18 protein-coding genes and 1 tRNA gene are annotated in these 23,904 nt (G+C 20.0%); 9 read left to right on the top strand and 10 right to left on the bottom strand.

Annotation, left to right across the window (positions count from 1 at the left end):
• The first annotated feature begins 120 nt into the window (after positions 1-120).
• The 6 genes from GJU01_RS00795 (at position 121) to GJU01_RS00770 (ending at position 5,481) form a co-directional block, all read left to right on the top strand.
• Complete coding sequence (locus tag GJU01_RS00795; protein ID WP_168867960.1) at positions 121-1,413, top strand: peptidylprolyl isomerase; 1,293 nt, start codon at positions 121-123, stop codon at positions 1,411-1,413.
• 51 nt (positions 1,414-1,464) lie between these two features.
• Positions 1,465-2,265, top strand: a complete 801-nt coding sequence (rsmA, locus tag GJU01_RS00790) for a 16S rRNA (adenine(1518)-N(6)/adenine(1519)-N(6))-dimethyltransferase RsmA (protein ID WP_168867959.1) — start codon at positions 1,465-1,467, stop codon at positions 2,263-2,265.
• A 4-nt stretch (positions 2,266-2,269) separates the two neighbouring features.
• A complete protein-coding gene (apaG, locus tag GJU01_RS00785; RefSeq protein WP_168867958.1) occupies positions 2,270-2,650 on the top strand; it encodes a Co2+/Mg2+ efflux protein ApaG in 381 nt (126 codons plus the stop codon).
• A gap of 25 nt (positions 2,651-2,675) precedes the next feature.
• Positions 2,676-3,512, top strand: coding sequence for a symmetrical bis(5'-nucleosyl)-tetraphosphatase (locus GJU01_RS00780; RefSeq protein ID WP_168867957.1), 837 nt, complete (start codon positions 2,676-2,678; stop codon positions 3,510-3,512).
• 1 nt (position 3,513) lies between these two features.
• The gene (locus tag GJU01_RS00775) at positions 3,514-4,560 is read left to right on the top strand and encodes a methyltransferase (protein ID WP_168867956.1); all 1,047 of its coding nucleotides are present in this window, start codon (positions 3,514-3,516) and stop codon (positions 4,558-4,560) included.
• A 315-nt stretch (positions 4,561-4,875) separates the two neighbouring features.
• The gene (locus GJU01_RS00770; RefSeq protein WP_168867955.1) at positions 4,876-5,481 is read left to right on the top strand and encodes a redoxin domain-containing protein; all 606 of its coding nucleotides are present in this window, start codon (positions 4,876-4,878) and stop codon (positions 5,479-5,481) included.
• Here the strand turns inward: GJU01_RS00770 and aroC are convergent.
• The 7 genes from aroC to GJU01_RS00735 form a co-directional block, all read right to left on the bottom strand.
• Entirely contained in the window at positions 5,478-6,557 is a 1,080-nt protein-coding gene (gene aroC / locus GJU01_RS00765; protein ID WP_168867954.1) for a chorismate synthase, read from the bottom strand. The two genes, GJU01_RS00770 and aroC, sit on opposite strands and share 4 nt — an antisense overlap.
• A gap of 53 nt (positions 6,558-6,610) precedes the next feature.
• The gene (gene prmB, locus GJU01_RS00760) at positions 6,611-7,519 is read right to left on the bottom strand and encodes a 50S ribosomal protein L3 N(5)-glutamine methyltransferase (RefSeq protein ID WP_168867953.1); all 909 of its coding nucleotides are present in this window, start codon (positions 7,517-7,519) and stop codon (positions 6,611-6,613) included.
• A 92-nt stretch (positions 7,520-7,611) separates the two neighbouring features.
• Positions 7,612-7,684, bottom strand: a tRNA-Asn gene (locus GJU01_RS00755).
• A gap of 136 nt (positions 7,685-7,820) precedes the next feature.
• Positions 7,821-8,882 (bottom strand): extracellular solute-binding protein, encoded by a 1,062-nt coding sequence (locus GJU01_RS00750; RefSeq protein ID WP_168867952.1) that lies wholly within the window; start codon positions 8,880-8,882, stop codon positions 7,821-7,823.
• Positions 8,883-9,186: 304 nt separating this feature from the next.
• Positions 9,187-10,215, bottom strand: coding sequence for an ornithine carbamoyltransferase (gene argF / locus GJU01_RS00745; RefSeq protein WP_168867951.1), 1,029 nt, complete (start codon positions 10,213-10,215; stop codon positions 9,187-9,189).
• Between the two features lie 43 nt (positions 10,216-10,258).
• A complete protein-coding gene (locus GJU01_RS00740) occupies positions 10,259-13,033 on the bottom strand; it encodes a valine--tRNA ligase (RefSeq protein ID WP_168867950.1) in 2,775 nt (924 codons plus the stop codon).
• Positions 13,034-13,083: 50 nt separating this feature from the next.
• A complete protein-coding gene (locus tag GJU01_RS00735; RefSeq protein WP_168867949.1) occupies positions 13,084-14,577 on the bottom strand; it encodes a leucyl aminopeptidase in 1,494 nt (497 codons plus the stop codon).
• Positions 14,578-14,881: 304 nt separating this feature from the next.
• Between GJU01_RS00735 and dnaK the strand changes: the two genes are divergently transcribed.
• The gene (gene dnaK / locus GJU01_RS00730; protein ID WP_168867948.1) at positions 14,882-16,792 is read left to right on the top strand and encodes a molecular chaperone DnaK; all 1,911 of its coding nucleotides are present in this window, start codon (positions 14,882-14,884) and stop codon (positions 16,790-16,792) included.
• A gap of 129 nt (positions 16,793-16,921) precedes the next feature.
• Entirely contained in the window at positions 16,922-18,025 is a 1,104-nt protein-coding gene (dnaJ, locus tag GJU01_RS00725; RefSeq protein ID WP_168867947.1) for a molecular chaperone DnaJ, read from the top strand.
• 58 nt (positions 18,026-18,083) lie between these two features.
• Here dnaJ and secA read toward each other — a convergent pair whose 3' ends face one another.
• Complete coding sequence (gene secA, locus GJU01_RS00720; RefSeq protein ID WP_168867946.1) at positions 18,084-20,828, bottom strand: preprotein translocase subunit SecA; 2,745 nt, start codon at positions 20,826-20,828, stop codon at positions 18,084-18,086.
• Between the two features lie 115 nt (positions 20,829-20,943).
• Between secA and GJU01_RS00715 the strand changes: the two genes are divergently transcribed.
• Positions 20,944-21,420 (top strand): hypothetical protein, encoded by a 477-nt coding sequence (locus tag GJU01_RS00715; RefSeq protein ID WP_168867945.1) that lies wholly within the window; start codon positions 20,944-20,946, stop codon positions 21,418-21,420.
• A gap of 30 nt (positions 21,421-21,450) precedes the next feature.
• Here GJU01_RS00715 and GJU01_RS00710 read toward each other — a convergent pair whose 3' ends face one another.
• Both GJU01_RS00710 and murC read right to left on the bottom strand, forming a co-directional pair.
• Complete coding sequence (locus GJU01_RS00710; RefSeq protein WP_168867944.1) at positions 21,451-22,374, bottom strand: D-alanine--D-alanine ligase; 924 nt, start codon at positions 22,372-22,374, stop codon at positions 21,451-21,453.
• 38 nt (positions 22,375-22,412) lie between these two features.
• Positions 22,413-23,885: a UDP-N-acetylmuramate--L-alanine ligase gene (gene murC, locus GJU01_RS00705; protein WP_168867943.1), complete on the bottom strand. Its 1,473-nt coding sequence runs from the start codon at positions 23,883-23,885 to the stop codon at positions 22,413-22,415.
• Between the last annotated feature and the right edge of the window lie 19 nt (positions 23,886-23,904).

Here is a 23,904-nt window from a genome sequence, read left to right as displayed (position 1 = left end):
CTCAATAAATATATTTAAATTATAATCTAATTATCTATAATAGTTAATTATTATATGAATTTGCAATCATTAAATAATATTTTTAACATTTATTATTTAATTTAATAATAGGATAAAAAAATGATAACTAGAAAAATAATTTATATTTTAATATTTTTTTTTTATTTATGTAATATATCTAACTGTATGTCTATGCAAAACACTAATAATATCAAGATAATTATAAATAATGATATAATTTTACAAAAAAATATAAATGAAATTTTATCTATTACACGAAAAATTTACAATAATAAATATTTACAGTTATATTATTTTTTAAATATTAAAAATATGAAAGATATAATAAAATATTTTGTATTTTTACAAATAATAAAAGAAAATGGTTTTTCTATACCAGAAGAAGATTTAAATGATCTTATTTTAAATATATATAGTTCTAATAATACTTCAGAGGATATAATAAAAACACAGTTTCTAGACCATAATATTAATTATACAAAATTTTATAAAATTTTTCAAAATATTATATTTATTAATATATTAAAAAATAAATTTTTATCAAAAAATATTGATATTTATGATGAAGAAGTTGAATCATTATCTAATCAATTATACTTAAAATCTAAAACACATAAAATTTATGATATTACTATATTTTATTTTATAATAAAGAAAAATCCTTTAAAAGATAAATTTAATCATAAAATTTTTTTATTAAATCAATTAATATCTATTTTACAAAAAAAAAAATTAAAAAATAATTTTAAAAAATATAATGAAAAAACATTTATTTCTCATTTTAATATAAAAAGAAAATTTTTAAAAAATAAACAAAAAAATCAATTATCACTAGATATTATTAATTATTTAGATAATTCTAAAAAAAAAGATATAATAGGACCAATATATTTAAATTCACAATTATTTCTTATAAAAATAAATAATATTTTTACAGAAGATAATATAGATAATGAAAAAGTTTTATTACAATTTATTTATATAAAAAAAAAAAACCTAAGTAAAGAAAATTTTAATAATAAAATTAAAAATATATATTTTAATCTTTTACAAAAAAAGATTACTTTTAAAAAAGCTATTCAATTATTTTCTGATGATGTATTAACAAATAAATTTGGAAATAATAAAAATTGGATGTTATTAAAGAATTTTTCTCCTAAATTTCGTCAAATTATAAGAAAATTAAAAATAAATGAGTTTAGCTTACCAATTCAAGAATCTGATAGTTGTTTTATAATACAATTATTAGATAAAAATAATACTCAGAATAATAAATTTTTCTTTAAACAAAGAGCATATAAAATTATTTTACGAGAAAATATAGAAAGAGAATCTGAACTTTTTATTTATGAATATTCTAAAAATATATATATAAAAAATATCAATTCATAATAAAAAATATTATAAATATATAAAATAGTAAATTTTTTATAAAAAACATATATGAAAATTATTTTAAAAAAAAAGTATGGACAGCATATATTGACTAATGAAAAAATTATTAAAAAAATTATTTCTTTTATAAATCCAAAATATTATCAAATTATGTTTGAAATAGGTCCTGGATTAGGAGCATTAACTATTCCAATAATAAAGTATAATAAAAATCTTTCTATTATTGAAATAGATAAAAATTTTGTCAATATTTTAAAAAAAAATAAAATTTTAATAAATGCAAAAACTAATATTATTTTAAATAATATATTAAATTTTAATTTTTTAGTTTTAGCAAAAAAATATAAAAAAAGAATACGTATATTTGGTAGTTTACCGTATAATATTTCTGTTGAAATAATTTTTTATTTATTTAGATATTTAAAAAATATTCAAGATATGCATTTTATTATGCAAAAAGAAGTAGTAAATCGATTAACTGCTAATCCAGGGAGAAAAAATTATGGTTGTTTAAGTATCATAACACAATTATTTTGTAAAATAAGATCTTTAATAGAAATTAAAGCGAGTAATTTTTTTCCTCAACCTAAAATTATTTCTAATATGGTTTATATTAGACCTTATATTAATAATCCTTATAATTTAAATAATATTTTTTTTTTAAAAAAAATTGTAAAACAAGCTTTTAGTATGAGAAGAAAAATTTTACGAAATAGTTTAATAAATTTATTTTCTGAAGAAGAATTAAATTATTTAGGTATTGATTATAAAATTCGTGCTGAAGATGTTTCAATATCAGAATATTGTCAATTAGCTAATTGGTTAGAGTTAAATAACAAAAGGTTATAAATTTATGAAATCATTGTTATCTCAAGTTTATATAAAAGGTAGTAGTATTTATATAAAATCCCAATCAATACCTACAACTAATCATTATGTATTTACATATACAATTACTATTCATAATTTAGGAAAAAAAATTTTACAATTAATTAGTCGTTATTGGAGTATAACTAATGGTAATGGTAAAAAAATTCAAATATATGATGGAGGAATAATAGAAGAAAAACCTTATGTGAGACCAGGAAATAATTTTAATCATACTAATATAATTATTTTAGAAACTCCAATTGGAATTATAGAAGGACATTATATTATAACAGATGAAAATAATAACGTTTATCATGTAGAAATTCCTATTTTTCGTTTAGCAATTAAAACATATATTCATTAATCAATATAACTAATTTATAAAAAATATGACTACTTACTTTATTGGAGATATTCATGGGTATTATAATGAACTTATTTCCTTATTAAAAAAAATTAATTTTGATTATAAAAATGATCAGTTATGGATTACAGGAGATCTTATAGCAAGAGGACCAGATTCTATCAAAGTTTTATATTTTTTATATTCTATTAAAAAATCTATCAAATTAGTTTTGGGAAATCATGATTTATATTTAATATTTTTAATATTAAGTTCTAATACTTATAATGTAAATGATTCAAAAATTTTAAGTTTATTAAAAGATAAAAAAATAATATTTATTGTAAATAATTGGTTAAAATATCAACCTTTAGTCCAATACGATAAAAATAAAAAAATTTTAATGTCACATGCAGGTATTCCTCCTCAATGGAATAATATTAATATTATTTTATCTGCTTCTAATGAAGCACAAAAAATTATCTCGAGGGAAAAAAATGATTTTTTTTTAAATTATATAGATAATGGAAAATACCAAGTAAATGATTGGAAGGATAATACGTTAATAGGTTTTCCACGTTTTAATTATACTATTAATGCATTAACTAAAATGAGATATTGTTATCTAGATGGTACATTAGAAATGTTTACTAAAAAAGCTCCAAATGATATAAATACTAAGATATTAAAACCATGGTTTTGGATATCAAATATTTTATATAATAAATATACAATATTTTTTGGCCATTGGTCTGATTTACAGGGAGGAGAATATACCCCAAAAAATATAATAGGTTTAGATACTGGATGTTGTTGGGGAAAAAAATTAACAGTTTATTCATGGGAAAAAAAACAATTTTATAGTATAACATGTAAAATTTAAAATGTATACATTATTACCAATAAACAAATATTTTTTACGTTTATTTAAAAATAAATTTTTAAATAAAAAAGTTATTTTTGCTGGGGATGTTAAAGATAAAATACCTATTTATTTAAATACTTTATTTAGTTTTGTAAATACTCATAATTATAATTATTATATATGGTTAAAAAAACAGATAAATGATAATATTTATTATGGAATAATGAGTAAAAAATATAAAAAATATAATTTTAATATTCTCATATTTTTTTGGTTAAAAAATAAAAAAGAATCTTTATTTATATTAAATAATATTTTATCTTTGTTATCTTTAAAGGTTGAGATATTTGTTATTGGTTCAAATAATAGTGGTATAAAAACAATTAATAATATAAAAGAATTAGAAATAATAAATTTGAAAAAAATTCTTAATGCAAGAAAATATGTTATTTTTCACGGAATTTTAACAAAAAATATTTCTTTTAATATAAATAATTATTGGAATTATTATTATTATAACAATTATAAAATATACAATTTACCGGGAGTATTTAGTAATACTAAAATTGATAATGGTAGTAAATTATTAATTTCTACTATTATAAATAATAGTAAGATTTTAATAAAAGGGAAAATATTAGATTTAGGCTGTGGTTCTGGAATTATCTCTACAATAATAAGTAATAATTTAAAAAAATATAAAAGAAAATATTCAATATATGCTATTGATATTGATGCAAAAGCAATTTATTCAACTAGAAAAACATTAAATATAAATTTAATAAAAAATGTAAAAGTTTTTCCTAATAATATTTTTTCTAATATTAAGGAAAAATTTCATTTTATTATATCTAATCCTCCTATTCATGAAAACTTAAATTTTTCTTTAAAATTTATTTATCATCTAATAAATAAATTTAGAAATAATGTATATTATAAAGGAGAATTACTTTTTGTCGTTAATAATTTTATATCATATAAAAAAATTTTTAATAATTTTCCATTAAAAATTTCTATTTTATCTAAAAATAAAAAATTTTCTGTATATAGAATAAAAAATATATAAATTTTAAATTTAAAATACTCTTTTTAAAAAAATAATTAATTATTAATATAATAGAAAAATTATATTCGAGCTAATTTTAATATTATATATTAAAATAACTCATAAAATAAATTATTTTATTATGAATTAGTAATAATATTACACCAAATAAAAATGTTATTAAAATATAAAATCTAATTAAATTTATTAAAATAAATTATCAAAATAATTATTATTTATAATAAAATTTTTAGTTAATAATATTTTTTATATTTTATAATAATTTTATATATAATATATTATTATTTTATAATAAGTAAATTTAAAGGGAAAAATATGATTTTAGTAACTAAAAAAGCTCCTGATTTTAATGCTTCTGCTGTTTTATCAAATGGATCAATTATTGATAATTTTAATTTATATAAATATTTAGAAAATAAGATAACTGTATTATTTTTTTGGCCTTTAGATTTTACATTCGTTTGTCCAACAGAGATTATTTCTTTAAATCAACATTTTAATAGTTTTCAAAAAAGAAATGTTAATTTATTAGGTATATCATGTGATTCACAATTTGTTCATCAAGCATGGAGAAATACTCCTATAAATAAAGGGGGGATAGGTCATATAAAATTTATGATGATATCCGATATTACAAAAAATATACAAAAATCTTATGGTATTGAACATCCTGATTTAGGTATAGCTTTAAGAGCGTTATTTATAATAGATAAAGAAAAAATCATAAGACATCAGTTAGTAAATGATCTCCAATTTGGAAGAAATATAAATGAAATCATTCGTATAATTGATGCTTTAAAACATAATGAAAAATATGGAGATGTATGTCCTGCACAATGGGAAAAAGGTAAAAAAAGTATAACACCTAATTCTAAAGGAATTATTAATTATTTATCTAATGATATAAATGAATTATATTAATTTGATAAATTTATAATATCAATACATTGTGCTCGATAACGTAATAAATGATCCATTAAAATTATAGCAACCATTGCTTCTCCTATCGGAACTGCTCTAATACCTACACAAGGATCATGACGTCCTTGTGTAATACAATATGTTTCTTTCCCTAATATATTAATTGTTTTTCCTGGAATAGAAATACTAGAAGTTGGTTTTACTACAAAATTTATAATTATATTTTGTCCTGTACTAATACCTCCTAATATTCCTCCAGAATTATTACTTTGAAAACCATCTTTTCTGATTTCATCTCTATAATTACTTCCTAATTTATTTACAGAATTAAAACCGTCCCCTATTTCAATTCCTTTTACTGCATTAATACTCATTATTGCATGTGCTAATTCAGCATCTAATTTATCAAATACTGGTTCACCTAATCCTACTGGTACATTTTCTACAATAATAGTAATTTTAGCACCTATAGAATTACCTGTTTTTTTTAAATTATTTATCATATTTTGTAAATATTTTATTTGGTGTGTATTTGGACAAAAAAAAGGATTTTTATTTACTTCTTCCCAATTGTCAAAATCACAAATTATATCACCTATTTGAGATAAATATCCCTTAATTTTTAAATTATATTTTATTGATAAATATTTTTTAGCAATTGCTCCTGCTGCTACACGCATAGTTGTTTCTCTAGCTGATGAACGTCCACCACCTCTATAATCTCTTATTCCATATTTTTTTTCATAAGTATAATCAGCATGACCAGGACGAAAAATATTTTTAATATTATTATAATCTTGAGATCGTATATCTATATTATTTATTAATAAACCAATACTTGTTCCCGTTGTTAAATTATTAAATACACCTGATAAAATTTGTATTTGATCTAATTCTTTACGAGGAGAAGTATATTTCGATAATCCTGGTTTACGTCTATTTAAATCTTTTTGTATATCCTTTATTTTTAAAGGAATTTTCGGAGGAACTCCATCTATTATACATCCTAAAGATTTTCCATGTGATTCTCCAAAAGTTGTAACTTTAAATAATTTTCCAATACTATTACCTGACATGAATATTTACTCCTAAATTTATAAATATATTTTTTATAAAATAATATGATATATTAAATATTTTCCATTTTAAATATTCCTATACCTCCATTTTTTATATTAATCCATTGAAAATTAATTTCAGGATATTTTTCTATAATATCTAACATTTTATTTCCTACTTCACAAATTAAAATACCATTTTTTTTAAGATAGAAAGGTGATTTAGATATTATTTCTTCAATAATTGCTATACCATTGTTTTTACAAAATAATCCTATTTTAGGTTCATATAAATATTCTTTTGGTAAGAATTTTATATCTTGTTTATCTACATATGGAGGATTAGTTATGATTAAATCATAAGTTGATTTTTTTAATTTATTAAACAAATTACTACATATAGGAGTAATACGATTTTCTAATCCATGTAATTGGATATTATATTCTGCTACATTAATAGCATCTAAAGAAATATCTACTGCATCTATATGTGCATTAGGGTAAAGATATGCACAGGCAATAGCTATACAGCCACTACCAGTACATAAATCTAATATATACTTTGGTTTTTTATATGGTAAAATAATAGACTTAAATTTATTATTAATTAATTCAGCAATTGGAGATCTAGGTATTAATACTCTATTATCAATATATAATTCATGTCCACAAAACCAAGTTTTTTTTGTTAAATATACTACTGGAATTCTTTTTTTGATACGTTTTAATACTAATTGATAAATCCATTTACGTTCTTTCAAAGATAATTTAGATGCACGAACATCATTCCATAAATAAGGAGGTAATCCTAATAATGGTAAAACTAAATTTAAAGCTTCATCCCATGGATTATCATTTCCATGTCCATACCATAAATTTGAAACATTGAAACAGCTTGTTATCCAACGTACTACATCTTGAATAGATAAGAATTCATTTATAATTTCTTTGTTAAATAAATATTTAAATTTTATTACCATATAATATATGTATATTTCCTATAGTATGATACTTTTTGATAATATAAAAACATAAAATATATTTTACGATATAAAAATTTTAATAATTTTAACTCCCCTGACTGGATTCGAACCAGTGACATACGGATTAACAGTCCGCCGTTCTACCAACTGAACTACAGAGGATCTTTATAAATTATTAGTTAATAATACTAATATATATAACATATATATGTCAAGAAAATTATGTTTTTATAAAATATATAGTAAATAAATAATAACTTTAAAAATATTATTTTTAAAGTAAAAAATATATTAAATATTATAAATTTTTTAATTCTTGAAAAAAAAATTCATATTTTTTACTTATGTTAATAACTATATCATTCTGCCATATACCTTTATTAATTATTTTATCATCAGGATATAAAGTATCATTATTAATCATATCTAATGGTAATAATTTTTGTGCTTGTAAATTTGGAGTAGAAAAACCTGTTTTTTTAGCTATTTTGGATGCAATATCAGGTCTAAGTAAAAAATTAATTAATTTTAAAGCACCTTTAATATTCTTCGCATTACTAGGTATAACAAAACTATCCATCCAAAAAATACCTCCTTCTTTTGGCCAAATAAATTTTAAAGGGATTCCTAATTTTTGCACAGAATAAGTAGAACCATTCCAAATCATTCCTATATTTACAGAACCTTCAATAAAAGGATATCCAGGATTATCAGAATTAAATGAAATAATATTAGGCATTAATTTTTTTAAATCGATAAAAGCTCTTTTTATATATTTTATATTAGTTGTATTTCCCGGATACCCTAATTTTATTAGTGACATTTGAAATACTTCTTTAGCATCATCTATTAAAGAAATAGATTTATAATATTTTGGATTCCATAAATCATTCCAACTATTAACAGAATTTGGTTCTATTATATTAGTATTAATTCCTATACCTGTAGCACCCCACATATATGGAATAGAATATTCATTATTTAAATCAAAAGGTTTGTTTAAAAATTGAGAATCTAAATTAGAAAAATTAGGTATTTTTTTTTTATCTATTTTTTGTATCATACCTTCATTTTTCATTTTTGCTACAAAATATGTGGAAGGTACAACTAAATCATAGGGTTGTTTTTTATAAGTTTTTAATTTAGCATACATACTTTCATTAGATTCATATGTAGAATAAATAATTTTAATACCAGTTTCTTTAGTAAATTGATCTAAAATTTCTTGAGGAACATATTCGGTCCAATTATAAAAAAAAATAGTGTTTGAAATAGATTTTGTAAAATTTAAATATTTTTTTGTTATTGGAAATAATAATATTATAAAAATAATACATATTATTCTAAAAAATAAAAACATTTTATTAAACCTTATTATTAATATATTATCTATATTTTATTTAAATAATTTTAATTTTAATTTCTATATTTTAATAAAATTAAATCTTTTATATATATTTTATTTAATAAATTTATTATATTTCAAAATATTTTTTTATAAATAAATTTTATTATTTATAAGTTATTTATATTTTAGAAAATTAATATTTTATTTGTATAAATTCAGAGAAATCAATTAATAAATATATGTTTAATAAAAATTTTTTATTAATAAATAACTTATTATTTTCCATAAAATTTTTTTGAATTTATTTATAAATATTTTAATATTTTTCTTTTAATAAAGAAGTCATCATTATAGCTTTAATAGTATGTATTTTATTTTCTGCTTGTTGAAATATAATACTATTTTTAGATTCAAAAATTTCATCTGTTATTTCTAACCCATTATATAGATTATATTTTGAAATAATTTTTTTGGTAAATAAATTTTTATAATGTTTATATAGATGTAATGATGGTAAGCAATGCATAATTTTAACATTCTGATTTTGACTTTTTTCGAGTAATAATTTATTAACTTGATACTTATGTAATTTTTTAATTTTTTTTTCCCATAATTGTAAAGATTTTTTTTCTCCCATAGATAACCAAATATCTGTATAAATAAAATCTGTATTTTTAACACCTAAATCAATATTATCAGTAATAATTATATTACTATAAGTATTAATTTTTTTTATTACATTATTTATATATATATTATTACCTAATTTAATTTTTTGTGGTGAAATTAAAAATAATTTAAAACCAATTATACTTGATGCTTCTATTAAACTATAGGAAATATTATTATTAATATCTCCTATATAAGATAATGTAATTTGATCTATTTTTTTATTTTTAATATTTTCTTTAATAGTTAATAAATCTGCTAATATTTGAGTAGGATGAAATTCATTTGTTAATCCATTCCAGACAGGAATTGTTGCATAATGAGCAAGAATTTCTATTGTTTTTTGATATTTTCCTCTATATTCTAATCCATGATACATATTACTTAAAACTCTAGCTGAATCTTTTAAAGACTCTTTATCACCAATATGACTATCTTTAATATTTAAATAAGTAACGTTAGCTCCTTGATCAAAACAAGCGATTTCAAAAGAACATCTAGTTCTTGTTGAATTTTTTTCAAAAATAAGAATAATATTTTTATTTACTAATTTCTTTTTTTCTTTAAAATTTTTTTTGTTATATTTTAATTTTTCTGAAATGTTAATTAACTCATAAATGTTTTCTTTTGAAAAATCTGATAATTTTAAAAAATGTTTATTATAAAATTGATTCATACAATATATCCTTATTTTTAAATAACTTAAATATAAAAAAATATTATAAATTTTCGATTAAAGAAAGTTTTTGTAACAATTCTTTTTGCAAAATTTTACAATTTTTTAATTTTTCTAAATTTTTTAGTATAATATGTTTAGGAGCTTTAGATAAAAAATTTTTATTTATTACATTTTTATTTAATAGATTTATTATTTTTTGATTATTATTTAATTTATTATTAATTTTTTTTAATAATTTCTTCTTATTAATAATGGTATTATCTAATAGAATACCAAATTCAATATTATTTATTTTATTTATTAATGTTTTTTGGGGAAAATTAATATTCTTTTTAAGAAAAATTATCTTTTTAAGATTTACAAATTTTTCTAAAATTTTTTTATTATTTTTTAAAAAAATATTAAATTCATTATTTATGTTTTTTATATATAAATTAATTTTCTTACTATTTTTTATATTCATTTCTATTTTATTATTACGAATAATTGTAATAATTTTAATAAAAATATTAACAATATTTATAATTTTTTTGTTTATTTGTATTTTATTTACTTTAGGAAAAACCTGGATCATAATACTACTATTAGAAAATTTTTTATCATTTTTAATTAGTTTTTGCCATATAACTTCAGTAATAAAAGGAATTATTGGATGAGATAATCTTAATAACGACTCAAAAAGGTTATATAATGTATAATGTGTGCCAGTATGTTTACTTTGATCTTTTTCTTGAAAAACTATTTTAGTGTATTCTAAATACCAATCACAAAATTTATTCCATATAAAATTATATAAAATATTAGTAGCAGAATCAAAACGATATTTGTTTAATGCTTTTATATAATATTTTACGACTAAATAATATTCAGACCAAATCCATCTATCTATTATAGATAAATTTTTTTTTTTATTAGTAAAGTTATAATTAATATTTTTTAAAATAAAAATGCTAGCATTCCAAATTTTATTACAAAAATTACGATATCCTTCTAATCTAGTTATATCCCAATATACATCACGACCTGTTGATGATAATGCTGCTAATGTAAATCTTAATGCATCTGCTCCATAAATTTTACTATTTTGTATTTTTTTTTTAGAAGTAATACCTTCAATAAAATCCATTGGATTAATTACATTTCCTTTTGATTTAGACATTTTATTTCCTTTATTATCTCTTAATAATCCTGTCATTAAAATATTTTTAAAAGGTATTTGAGGAATATTATTTTTATTTTTAACAATATGCATTGTCATCATTATCATTCTAGATATCCAAAAAAAAATAATATCAAAACCACTTATAATCACATTAGTAGGATGAAAAAAAGAAAAATTTTTATTATTAGGCCAATTTAGAGTAATAAAAGTCCATAAACTAGATGAGAACCATGTATCTAAAACATCAGAATCTTGTTTTAAATAAAAATTTTTGTCTAAATTATATTTTTTTTTTATTTCTTTTTCATTTTTTCCTACATAAATATTATTTTTATTATCATACCAAACTGGTATTTTATGTCCCCACCATAATTGACGTGATATACACCAATCTTGAATATTATTCATCCAAGAATAAAACATATTTTCATATTTTTCAGGGAAAAACACAATTTTTTTTTCTTTTACAGCATTTATTGCATTTTGAGATAAACTTTTAGTCTTTAAATACCATTGATTTGTTAACATAGGCATAATAATAGTATTACTACGTATACTAAATGGAATTAGTCTAGTTTGTTTTTCATATTTAACTAATAATTCTTGTTGTTTCATTTCTTTAAGAATAATATTTCTTGCATTTAAAAAATTTAATTTTTGAAAAATTTTAGGAATACTATTATTTAATTTTAGAGATTGTTGTTTTGTATTAAAAATTTGACATTTTTCTAAAATATTACCTTTTAAATCAAAAATATTAATTAAAGGCAAATTATGTTTAATTGCAACTTGATAATCTTTAAAATCATGTGCAGGACTAATCTTAACACATCCTGTTCCTTTTGTTATTTTAGCATAATTATCTGCTATAATAGGAATTTTACGGTTAATAATTGGGACAATTACATATTTACCAATTAAATTATTATATCTTTGATCTAAAGGATTTATTGCTATTGCACTATCAGCAAATAATGTTTCTGGTCTAGTTGTAGCAATAATTAAATAATTTTTATTATCAAAAGTTTTAATTTGATTTGATAAAAAATATTTTATATACCATAAATTAGTTTTATTTTTTTTATACTCAACTTCTAAATCAGAAACTACAGTTTTAAGTTTTAAATCCCAATGTATTAATCTTTGTTTTTTATAAATTAACCCCTCATTATAAAGAATAATAAAAATATCTCTTACAGATTTAGTAAATTTATCATCCATTGTAAATCTTGCTTTTTCCCATTCTGTAGATAAACCTAAACTTTTCATTTGGTCATAAATAATATTACAATATTTATTTTTCCATTTCCAAATATTATCTAAAAAAAATTTTCGACTATAATTATTTTTAGTTTTTCCTGTTTCATTAAAAATTTTTTGTTCTATTAAATTTTGAGTAGCAATACCTGCATGATCGATTCCTACTTGACATAATATATTTTCCCCTAACATTCTATGATAACGTACTAAAATATCAATTAAAGTATATTGTAATGCATGTCCTATATGTAATGAACCTGTAATATTAGGCGGGGGTACCATAATAGAAAAACATTTTTTTGAATCATCTAATTTATTTTTTAAAAAATTATTATTTTCCCAATAACTATAAATTTCTTTTTCAAAATTTTTTGGATTATATATTTTATTCATAATAAAAAATATCTCTTATATAATAAAATCTGTATTAAATTTATAAAAAATTATGAATGATTATTTATTTGATTAATTAAAAATTGACATAACATATTCACAGGTCTTCCAGAAGCCATTGCTTTTTGATTAATATAATCCCAGGCTGTCCCAGCAATATCTATATGAGCCCATTTATATTTTTGAGTAAATTTAGATAAAAAACACGCAGCAGTTATTGTTCCTGCAATACCATCACTACTATTTACTAAATCAGCAATATTTGATTTTAATTTGTCAAAATATTTTTTATCATTAATAGGTAATTCCCAAACACGATCATCTGCTTCTAATGAAGCAGTTATAATTTTTTCAGATAAAATATTATTATTTGACATTAGTCCACTAATATTATTACCTAAAGCAATAACACATGCTCCTGTTAAAGTAGCGATATCAATGACATATTTAGGTTTATATTTTTCAATATAAGTTAATATATCACATAAAATTAAACGTCCTTCAGCATCAGTATTTATTACTTCTACAGTAATACCTGACATTGTTTTAATAATATCACTAGGTCTATATGCATTAGAACTAGGCATATTTTCACTACCAGCTAAAATAGCAATAATATTTATAGGTAATTTTAATTCTGCTATTGAACATATAGTACCGTATACAGATGCAGCTCCGCACATATCATATTTCATTTCTTCCATATTTTTACTAGGTTTTAAAGATATACCTCCTGAATCAAAAGTTATACCTTTACCTAATAATACTATAGGCTGTGATTTTTTATTATTATAGTATTCTATTATAGAGATAAAAGGTTTATTTTTAGATCCCTTACTGACAGATAAATAAGCATTCATACCTTTTTTTTGCATATATTGTTCATCAAAAATTTTTACAGAAATATTTTTATATTTTTTTTTTAAACTTTCTGCTTTAATAGATAAATATTTAGGAGTACATATATTAGGAGGTAAATTAGCCATATCTTTAGCTTTTTTTATACCTAGATTAATAGCTTTACCATGTTTTATTGCGGAAAGATAAATATCTTTATTATTATTATCAATAATAAATTTTATTTTTGATGAAAAAATTGATTTATATTTTTTAAATTTATTAAATAAATAAATATTTTTTTCAAAAATATCAATTGTATCTCTTATTTTCCAATATAATTGATAATTATCTATGTCTAAATCAGATAAACACCATATTATTTCTTTAATAGAATATTGTTTTACAATATTAACAATATTATTTAAAATTAATTTATATTTTTCTCTATTTAATTTATTTTTAAAACCACAACCAATAATAATAATTTTATTACATAAAAAATTAGGAATTTCATATAAAATTATATTTTGATTAATTTTTCCTTTTATATTATTTTTTTTTAAAATATTTAATATATAATTATTAGATATATTATTTATTTTTTTTGAAATTTTAGAGAATTTATATTTTTCAAATATAGGTATTACTATACAATCAAATATATTTTTTTTAGAAATAGTAACTTTTTCTGCTGTATATTTCATGCTATAATTTCCATAGTTATAAGTAAAATTGATTTTAATAAAAATGAATTATTTTATTAATTAAAAAAATATATAATTTAATATATAACATTGTGTTTAAGAAAAAAATTTTATTTTAAATAAGTAAAATTTTATATTAAAAAAAAAATTAGATGACCCCCTTGATGCATTAATATGTGACCCCATTTCCCCTTCATTAGGGAACTATAATTTATATGATATATAAAACATATTATCAAAATTTTTTTAATAAATTTTATATTTTAAAAAAAAATTAATTAATATATAGGAGTTAATAATTTATATGAGTAAAATAATTGGTATTGATTTAGGTACAACAAATTCTTGTGTAGCAATTATTGATGGAAATAAACCTCGTGTTTTAGAAAATGCTGAAGGAGATAGAACTACACCTTCTGTTATTGCTTATACCCAAGATGGTGAAATTTTAGTAGGACAACCAGCAAAACGTCAAGCAGTTACAAATCCTCAAAACACTCTTTTTGCTATTAAAAGATTAATTGGTCGAAAATTTAATGATAAAGAAGTACAACGTGACATAAAAATAATGCCTTATAAAATAATTAGATCTGATAATGGAGATGCATGGATAGATATTAAAGGGAAAAAAATGGCACCACCTCAAATTTCTGCTGAAATTTTAAAAAAAATGAAGAAAACAGCTGAAGATTTTTTAGGTACTAAAATTAAAGAAGCAGTTATTACAGTACCTGCTTATTTTAATGATGCTCAACGTCAAGCTACTAAAGATGCAGGAAGAATAGCTGGGTTAGAAGTAAAAAGAATTATTAATGAACCTACAGCAGCAGCATTAGCATACGGATTAGATAAAGGAAAAGGTAATCGTATAATAGCTGTATATGATTTAGGTGGAGGAACTTTTGATATTTCTATAATTGAAATAGATGATGTGGATGGTGAAAAAACTTTTGAAGTATTATCTACTAATGGTGATACTCATTTAGGAGGAGAAGATTTTGATAGTCGTATTATTAATTATTTAGTAACAGAATTTAAGAAAGATCAAGGAATAGATTTAAAAAATGATCCTTTAGCAATGCAAAGATTAAAAGAAGCTTCAGAAAAAGCTAAAATAGAATTATCTTCAACACAACAAACAGATGTAAATTTACCATATATTACTGCAAATGCTTCAGGTCCAAAACATTTAAACATTAAATTAACTAGAGCTAAATTAGAATCTTTAGTAGAAGATTTAATAAATCAATCCATAAAACCTTTAAAAATAGCTTTAAAAGATGCTAATTTATCTTCTTCTGATATTAATGATGTAATTTTAGTTGGTGGACAAACTCGTATGCCTATGGTACAAAATAAAGTAGCAAAATTTTTTGGTAAAGAACCAAGAAAAGATGTTAACCCTGATGAAGCAGTAGCTATCGGTGCAGCAGTACAAGGTGGAGTATTAGCAGGAGATGTTAAAGATGTTTTATTATTAGATGTTACTCCTTTATCTTTAGGTATAGAAACTATTGGTGGAATAATGACTCCATTAATAAATAAAAATACTACTATCCCTACTAAACATAGTCAAGTTTTTTCAACAGCTGAAAATAATCAATCTTCTGTTACAATACATATTTTACAAGGAGAACGTAAAAGAGCAAATGATAATAAGTCTTTAGGACAATTTAATTTAGATGGTATTAGTCCTGCTCCTCGAGGAATACCACAAATAGAAGTAACTTTTGATATAGATGCAGATGGTATTTTACATGTTTCAGCTAAAGACAAAAAAAGTGGTCAAGAACAAAAAATTACAATACAAGCATCATCAGGATTAAATAAAGATGAAGTAGAAAAAATGATAAGAGATGCTGAAGCTAATTCTGAATCTGATCGTCTTTTTGAAGAATTAGTCAAAATCCGTAATGAAGGTGATCAACTTATACATAATACTGAAAAAAAATTAAAAGAAGTAGATAATCAAATTCAACAAGAAGATAAAAAATTAATAAAAAATTCAATTAATGAATTAAATAAATCACTTAAACAAGAAGATAAAAATGATATACAAACAAAAATACAAAAATTAATTGAAGTATCTAGTAAAATTATGAATTTAAATAGTAATGAAAATACTAATACAGGACAAGATAATAAAAAAACTGCAAATCAAGAAAATGAAGTTGTTGATGCTGAATTTGAAGAAGTTAAAGATAAAAAAAAATAATTGTTTAATAATCTTATCAATAAATTATTAAATTATTAAATTATATTATTACTATTATTTGTCTTTTATAAATAAAAAATATTAATAAAATTATGGAATTAAAGATAAAGATTAGGACAATAATTTATTATGTCAAAAAAAGATTATTATGATATTTTAGGTATTACTAAAAATGCTGAAGATCGTGAAATTAAAAGAGCATATAAACGTTTAGCTATAAAATTTCATCCAGATCGTAATCTCGGAAATAAAAATGCTGAAAATAAGTTTAAAGAAGTAAAACAAGCTTATGAGATTTTAAGTGATTCAAAAAAAAGAGCTGCTTATGATCAATATGGACATTCTGCTTTTGAACAAGAAAATATAAGTAATACAACTGATTTTAGTGATATTTTTGGAGATGTTTTTGGAGATATATTTGGAGGTAGTTCAAGAACTAAAAATAAATCTAGAAAAGGATCTGATTTAAAATATTTAATTGAAATTTCATTAGAAGAAGCAATAAAAGGGATTACTAAAAAAATAAATATCCCAATTTTAAAAAATTGTAATTATTGTAATGGAACAGGTTCACAAGGATCATTACAAAAATGTAATACATGTAATGGTTATGGACAAATACAAATGAGTCAAGGTTTTTTCACTGTTCAACAAACATGTCCAAGATGTCATGGAAAAGGTAATTTTATTAAAAATCCTTGTTTTTATTGTAAAAGTCAAGGTAAATTAGAAACTTATAAGACTTTATCAATAAAAATTCCAAGTGGTATTAATAATGGAGATCGTATTAGATTAAATGGAGAAGGAGAATTAGGCGAACATGGTGCACAGTCAGGAGATTTATACATAGATATTAAAATTAAAAAACATTCTCTTTTTATTAGAGAAGGTAATAATTTATATTGTGAATTACCTATAAATTTTATTACAGCAATATTAGGTGGAAATATAAAAATACCTACATTAAATGGTTATGTAAAATTAAAAATACCAGAAGGTACTCAGACAGGTAAAATACTTAGAATACGTAATAAGGGAGTAAAATCTATTAGAAGAAATAGTAATGTCGGTGATTTATTATGTAAAATAATAGTCGAAACTCCAATTAATTTAAATAATGAACAAAAAAATATTTTATATCAATTAAATAAAAGTTTTAATTATAAAAATAATCCTAAAATAGAAAAATTTTTAATTTTAATTAAAAATTTTTTTTATAATATTACAAATTAATTATAATAGAGGGTATAAAAAATAAATTTATTTTTTATATTCTCTATTATTAAAATTATTAAATTATTAAGCCATGACAAAATTTATATTTTTTACCTGAATGACAAGGACATTTCTCATTTCTACCTATTTTTTTTTTTATAAAATTTATATTATTTAAATTGTTTAAATATTTATTATCTTTATTTATATAAGCATTAGCTACTTTTTTTATAATTATTAAATTATTATTTTTTATATTTTTATTAATAACTTCAGTATTTTCTAAGATATTTGAAAGTTTATAATAATCATTTACTATATCATTTTCTGATTTACTTAAAGTAATAATAACTTCTTTTTTTAAATTATTTAACATTATTTTAAACATATAAAAAGATTCTTTTTTATATTCTTGTTTAGGATCTTGTTGTGCATAACCTCTTAAATGTATACCTTGTTTTAAATATTCTATTGAAGAAAGATGTTCTTTCCATAAATCATCTAAAATTTTTAAAATAATATTTTTTTCAGCAATTTTTATATCTTTTATTTTTAAATTATTTATTTTTTTCAAATATTCTTTTTCTGAAAAATTAATAATTTTTTTTAATAAATAATTTTTATTAATTTTTTTTTTATTTTTTTCTTTAAATATATTTATCCAATTTTGTATTGGTAAGTTTAAATTAAAAATATTAAAAAAATGAATTTTAAGTTCTTTTAAACTCCATTTTTCTTTAATAAAATAATTAGATTTTATATACTTATCTATTATTTTTGTAAATATATCGATTCTAAAATTTTTAATTATTTGATCAATTTGTGATGTTTTTAATAATTTATTTCTTTGTGAATATATTAATAAACGTTGATCATTTATTACATCATCATATTCAAGTAATTGTTTACGTATTTCAAAATTATAATTTTCTACTTTTTTTTGTGCTTTAGATATAGCTTTTGTTATCCAAGGATGTTCAATATAATCATTATATTTCATTCCTAATTTTTGCATTAAAAATAACATATTTTTAGGAGCAAAAATACGCATTAAAGAATCTTCCATTGATAAATAAAATCTTGACATACCTTTATCTCCTTGTCTACCAGAACGTCCTCTTAATTGATTATCAATTCTTCTCGCTTCATGACGTTCAGTACCAATAACATATAAACCACCTAATTTTACAATTTCATCATGTTTCATTTTCCATTGTAATTTTAAATTTTTTAATTTGTTTAAACTAAATTTATTATCTAATATAAATATACCACCTAAAACAATATCTGTACCCCTACCAGCCATATTAGTTGCAATTGTTACTGCATATTTCATACCTGCTTTTGATATTATTTCTGCTTCTCTAGCATGAAATTTAGCATTTAAAACATTATGTTTTATACCTATTTTTTTTAATTTTTGAGAAATTAATTCTGATTTTTTAATTGAAACAGTTCCTACTAAAATAGGTTGTCCTTTACAATGTTTTTTTTTTATATCTGTAATTATTGCTTTTATTTTTTCTTTTTCAGTTAAATAAATTAAATCAGATAAATCTTTTCTAATCATAGGTTTATTAGTCGGAATTATTATTGTATCTAACTTATAAATTTCTTTAAATTCAAAAGATTCTGTACTAGCAGTTCCAGTCATACCAGATAATTTTTTATATAATCTAAAATAATTTTGAAATGTAATAGATGCTAAAGTTTGATTTTCATTATTAATCTTTACATTTTCTTTTGCTTCTATTGCTTGATGTAATCCATCTGACCATCTTCTCCCTTCCATTAATCTTCCGGTATGTTCATCTACTATTATTATTTTATTATTTTTTAAAATATAATCCACATTTTTTTTAAATAGATTATGTGCTCTTAAAGCAGAAATAATATGATGTAAAATAATAATATTTTTACTAGAATATAGAGATTCGCTTTTATATATTATTTTTTCATCTATAAGTATTTTTTCCAAATATATTAAACCTTTTTCTGTTAAATATGCCTGACGAGATTTTTCATCTATAAAATAATGTCCCTTTCCTTTATAAGAATTAGAATCTTCTTTAGACTGATAGATTAATTTAGGTATAATATTATTTATTTTTATATATAACTCTGAACTATCTTCTGCAGGTCCTGAAATAATTAAAGGAGTACGAGCTTCATCAATTAATATTGAATCAACTTCATCTATAATCGCATAATGTAAACCACGTTGTACTTTATTAATGTGATCAAACACCATATTATCTTTTAAAAAATCAAAACCATATTCATTATTAGTCCCGTAAGTAATATCTGCTTGATAAGAATTTCTTTTTTCTTCTAATGACATAGAAGATATATTAATACCTACAGTTAATCCTAAAAATTTAAATAATACTTTATTATTTAAAGCATCTCGTTGAGCTAAATAATCATTAACAGTAACTATATGTACTCCCTTACCGGTAAGGGCATTTAAGTAAGCGGGTAATGTAGATGTTAAAGTTTTTCCTTCTCCAGTTTTCATTTCTGCAACACAATTATTATTTAATACAATACCTCCCATTAATTGAACGTCAAAAGGACGCATACCAAATATTCTTTTACTAGCTTCTCTAACCGTTGCAAAAGCTTCCGGTAAAATATTTTCTAAAGAATAATTATTATTTAATTTTTCTTTTAAAAATAAAGTTTTATTTTGTAATTCAAAATTAGTTAATTTTTCAAATTCTGATTCCATCTCATTAATAATATTTACTGTTTTTTGAATACGTCGTAAAACATGATCATTATTACTACCAAAAATTTTAGTAAAAATTTTTTTTAACATATAAATACTCTTAATAAAAAGATATTTGTATAATTATAAATATTAATTATTATTTATTTTAACAAAATAAAAAAAATATATATAATTTTTTATAAAAAAATTAAGGGATAAAATAATGCGTAATAATCAATTATTATCAATTAATAAAATTTTTAAAAAAAAATACTACTCATCTGATAACAATATATTATATAATATATATATACATACAGATATTTTAATCAAAATTGATAATTTTCTTAAAAAACATTTACCTTTACATTTACGTAAATGGTATAATGTTAGAAATTTAAAAAATAATATTTTAATTATAGAAACATATAATGCTAGTTCTATGATTAGATTTTTATCTGAAAAATCAAATATTTTATGTTATTTAAAAAAAAATATTATTCCCTCTCTAAAAGAGATAGATATTAAAATTAATCCTATTTTTTTTAAAAAAACATTTGTTAATAATATTACTAAATATAAATTTAAAAAAAAAATATTAAGTAAATATAGTACTAATTTATTATTAAATATTGCAGAAAAAAGTCCTAAAAAATTAAAACATATAATAAAAAAATTTATTAAAATTACATATTATTAAGAATAAATATAATGTATTAAATACAATTTTTTATTTATTTATATTTAAAATTTTTAAAACTAAATCATAAAAAGATAATCCTATTTTTTTTGCTGCAATAGGATATAAACTATGAGACGTCATTCCAGGTATTGTATTTATTTCTAATAATTTAAATTTTTGATTTTCATCTAAAATAACATCAATTCTCCCCCATGTTTTACATTTTACTACATTCCATGCTTTTAAAACTATATTTTTTAATTCTTTTTCTTTATTTTTATTTAATCCACTAGGGCAATAATATTTAGTAGTATTTAAATAATATTTTGCTTGATAATTATAAAAAGAACCAGGATATTCTATTTTTATAGGAGGCAAAATATTTTTATCTAAAATTCCTACTGTATATTCTTCTCCTTTTATATATTTTTCAATTAAAATATCATCACTATATATAAATGATTTTTCTATTGCATTAAATAAATCATCTAAATGATGAACTTTTGAAATACCTAAACTAGAACCATTACAGTTAGGTTTTATAAATACAGGTAAATTTAATTTCAAAATTTTTTTTTCAATTTCTAAATAATTAGATTTTATAAACTTTTTTTTATTTAATAAATAATGAGGATAAATAACTGGTAATCCATATTCATTCCAAATAGTTTTTGTAAGAAATTTATTCATAGTAATTGCAGAAGCTAATAAATTACTTCCAGTATAAGGAATATTAAGATAATCTAATATACCTTGAATAGTACCATCTTCTCCTCCTTTCCCATGTAAGGATATAAAAATTTTTTTAAATTTATATTTATTTAGATATAATAATGGGAAATTTATTGGATCTATACCAATAGCATTTATTCCTGATTTTAATAAAGCATTTAAAATTTTTTTACCAGATTTTAAAGAAATTTCTCTTTCTGGAGAATTACCTCCGAATAAAACAGCTATTTTTTTAGACATAATTTTTATTTAAATTTATGATAATGATTTATTATTATTTAATTTTTTAAATTTTGGGATTTATTTTTCATTAATAATGATGAAATATTATTTATATCTCCAGCTCCTTGAAAAATTAATACTGTATTACCTTTTAATTGTACATAAATATTATTCATAATATCATAATAATTTTTTAATTTAATTAAAATAGGATTAATTATACCTAATTTTTTTATTTGTTTAGTTAAATATTCACTATTAGCATTTTTAATTGGTATTTCACCTGCAGCATAAACTTCTAAAATAAATAATGTATCAACTTTAGATAATATTTTTATAAATTCAGTTAATAAATTACTAATTCTAGAATAACGATGAGGTTGAAAAATCATTATTAATTTTCTATTTGGCCATATTTGTCGTGCTGTTTTAATAGTCATATTTATTTCAGTTGGATGATGTCCGTAATCATCAATAACAATTATATTTTTTTTACATTTTATGTTTTTATGTGGCAATAAAATACCTAAAATATCAAATCTTCTTTTAATACCTTCAAAATTTTTTAAAGATTTTATAATTATAGAATAATCTAAACCAATATAAGATGATATTGCAAATGCAGCTGTTGCATTTAAAGCATTATGATATCCAGGAATATTTAAATTTATTTTTATAGATAAATTTTTTTTTTTTTCTAATAAAGAAAATCTACATCTATAATTATTTTGTTGATAATTATATAATTGAATATCAGCATTTTTATTAAATCCATAGGTAATAATATTTTGTTTTAAAATATTTTTATTCTTTTTTATTAAATCATAATTATGAAAATTATCTATACAAATAATTATACATCCATAAAACGGTATTTTTTTTAAAAATTTTAAAAAATTTTTTTTTAAAATTTCAATATTATTATTATAAAAATTTAAATGTTCTTTTTCAATATTTGTAATTATATTTATAATAGGATTTAAATATAAAAAAGATTTATTACTTTCATCTGCTTCTGTAATAAAATACTGTCCTGAACCTAAATGTGCGTATTCTTCAGAAAACTTTAAAATACCTCCATTAATAAAAGTAGGACTTAATTTAGCTAATTTAAATATTTTATATATTAAAGCTGTAGTTGTTGTTTTTCCATGTGTTCCTGTAATTGTTATTCCATAAAAAAATCTCATTAATTCTGCTAATATTTGTGCTCTATTCAGTATAGTAATATTTAATTTTTTTGCAGCAATTAATTCGGGATTATTATGCTTAATAGCAGTAGATATTATAATAAGGTCTATATCACTTGTAATATTTTTAGCATCATGTTTAAAATATATTTTTATATTTAATAAATTTAATTTTTTTGTAATGAAATTAGAAAATAAATCTGAACCACTAATTTTATATCCTTGTTTTACTAAAATTGTTGCAATACCTCCCATCCCAGAACCACCAATACCAATAAAATATATATGATGAATATTTTTCATTTTGGGTATTTTTTTGAAAAATTTTTTATTAAGCATATTTTAAATTTCATTTTAT

The organism is Enterobacteriaceae endosymbiont of Donacia vulgaris (genome assembly GCF_012568445.1).
Lineage (GTDB): Bacteria > Pseudomonadota > Gammaproteobacteria > Enterobacterales > Enterobacteriaceae.
Note: the sequence above shows the minus strand (reverse complement) of the source record. Positions and strands in the feature narration are given on the sequence as shown.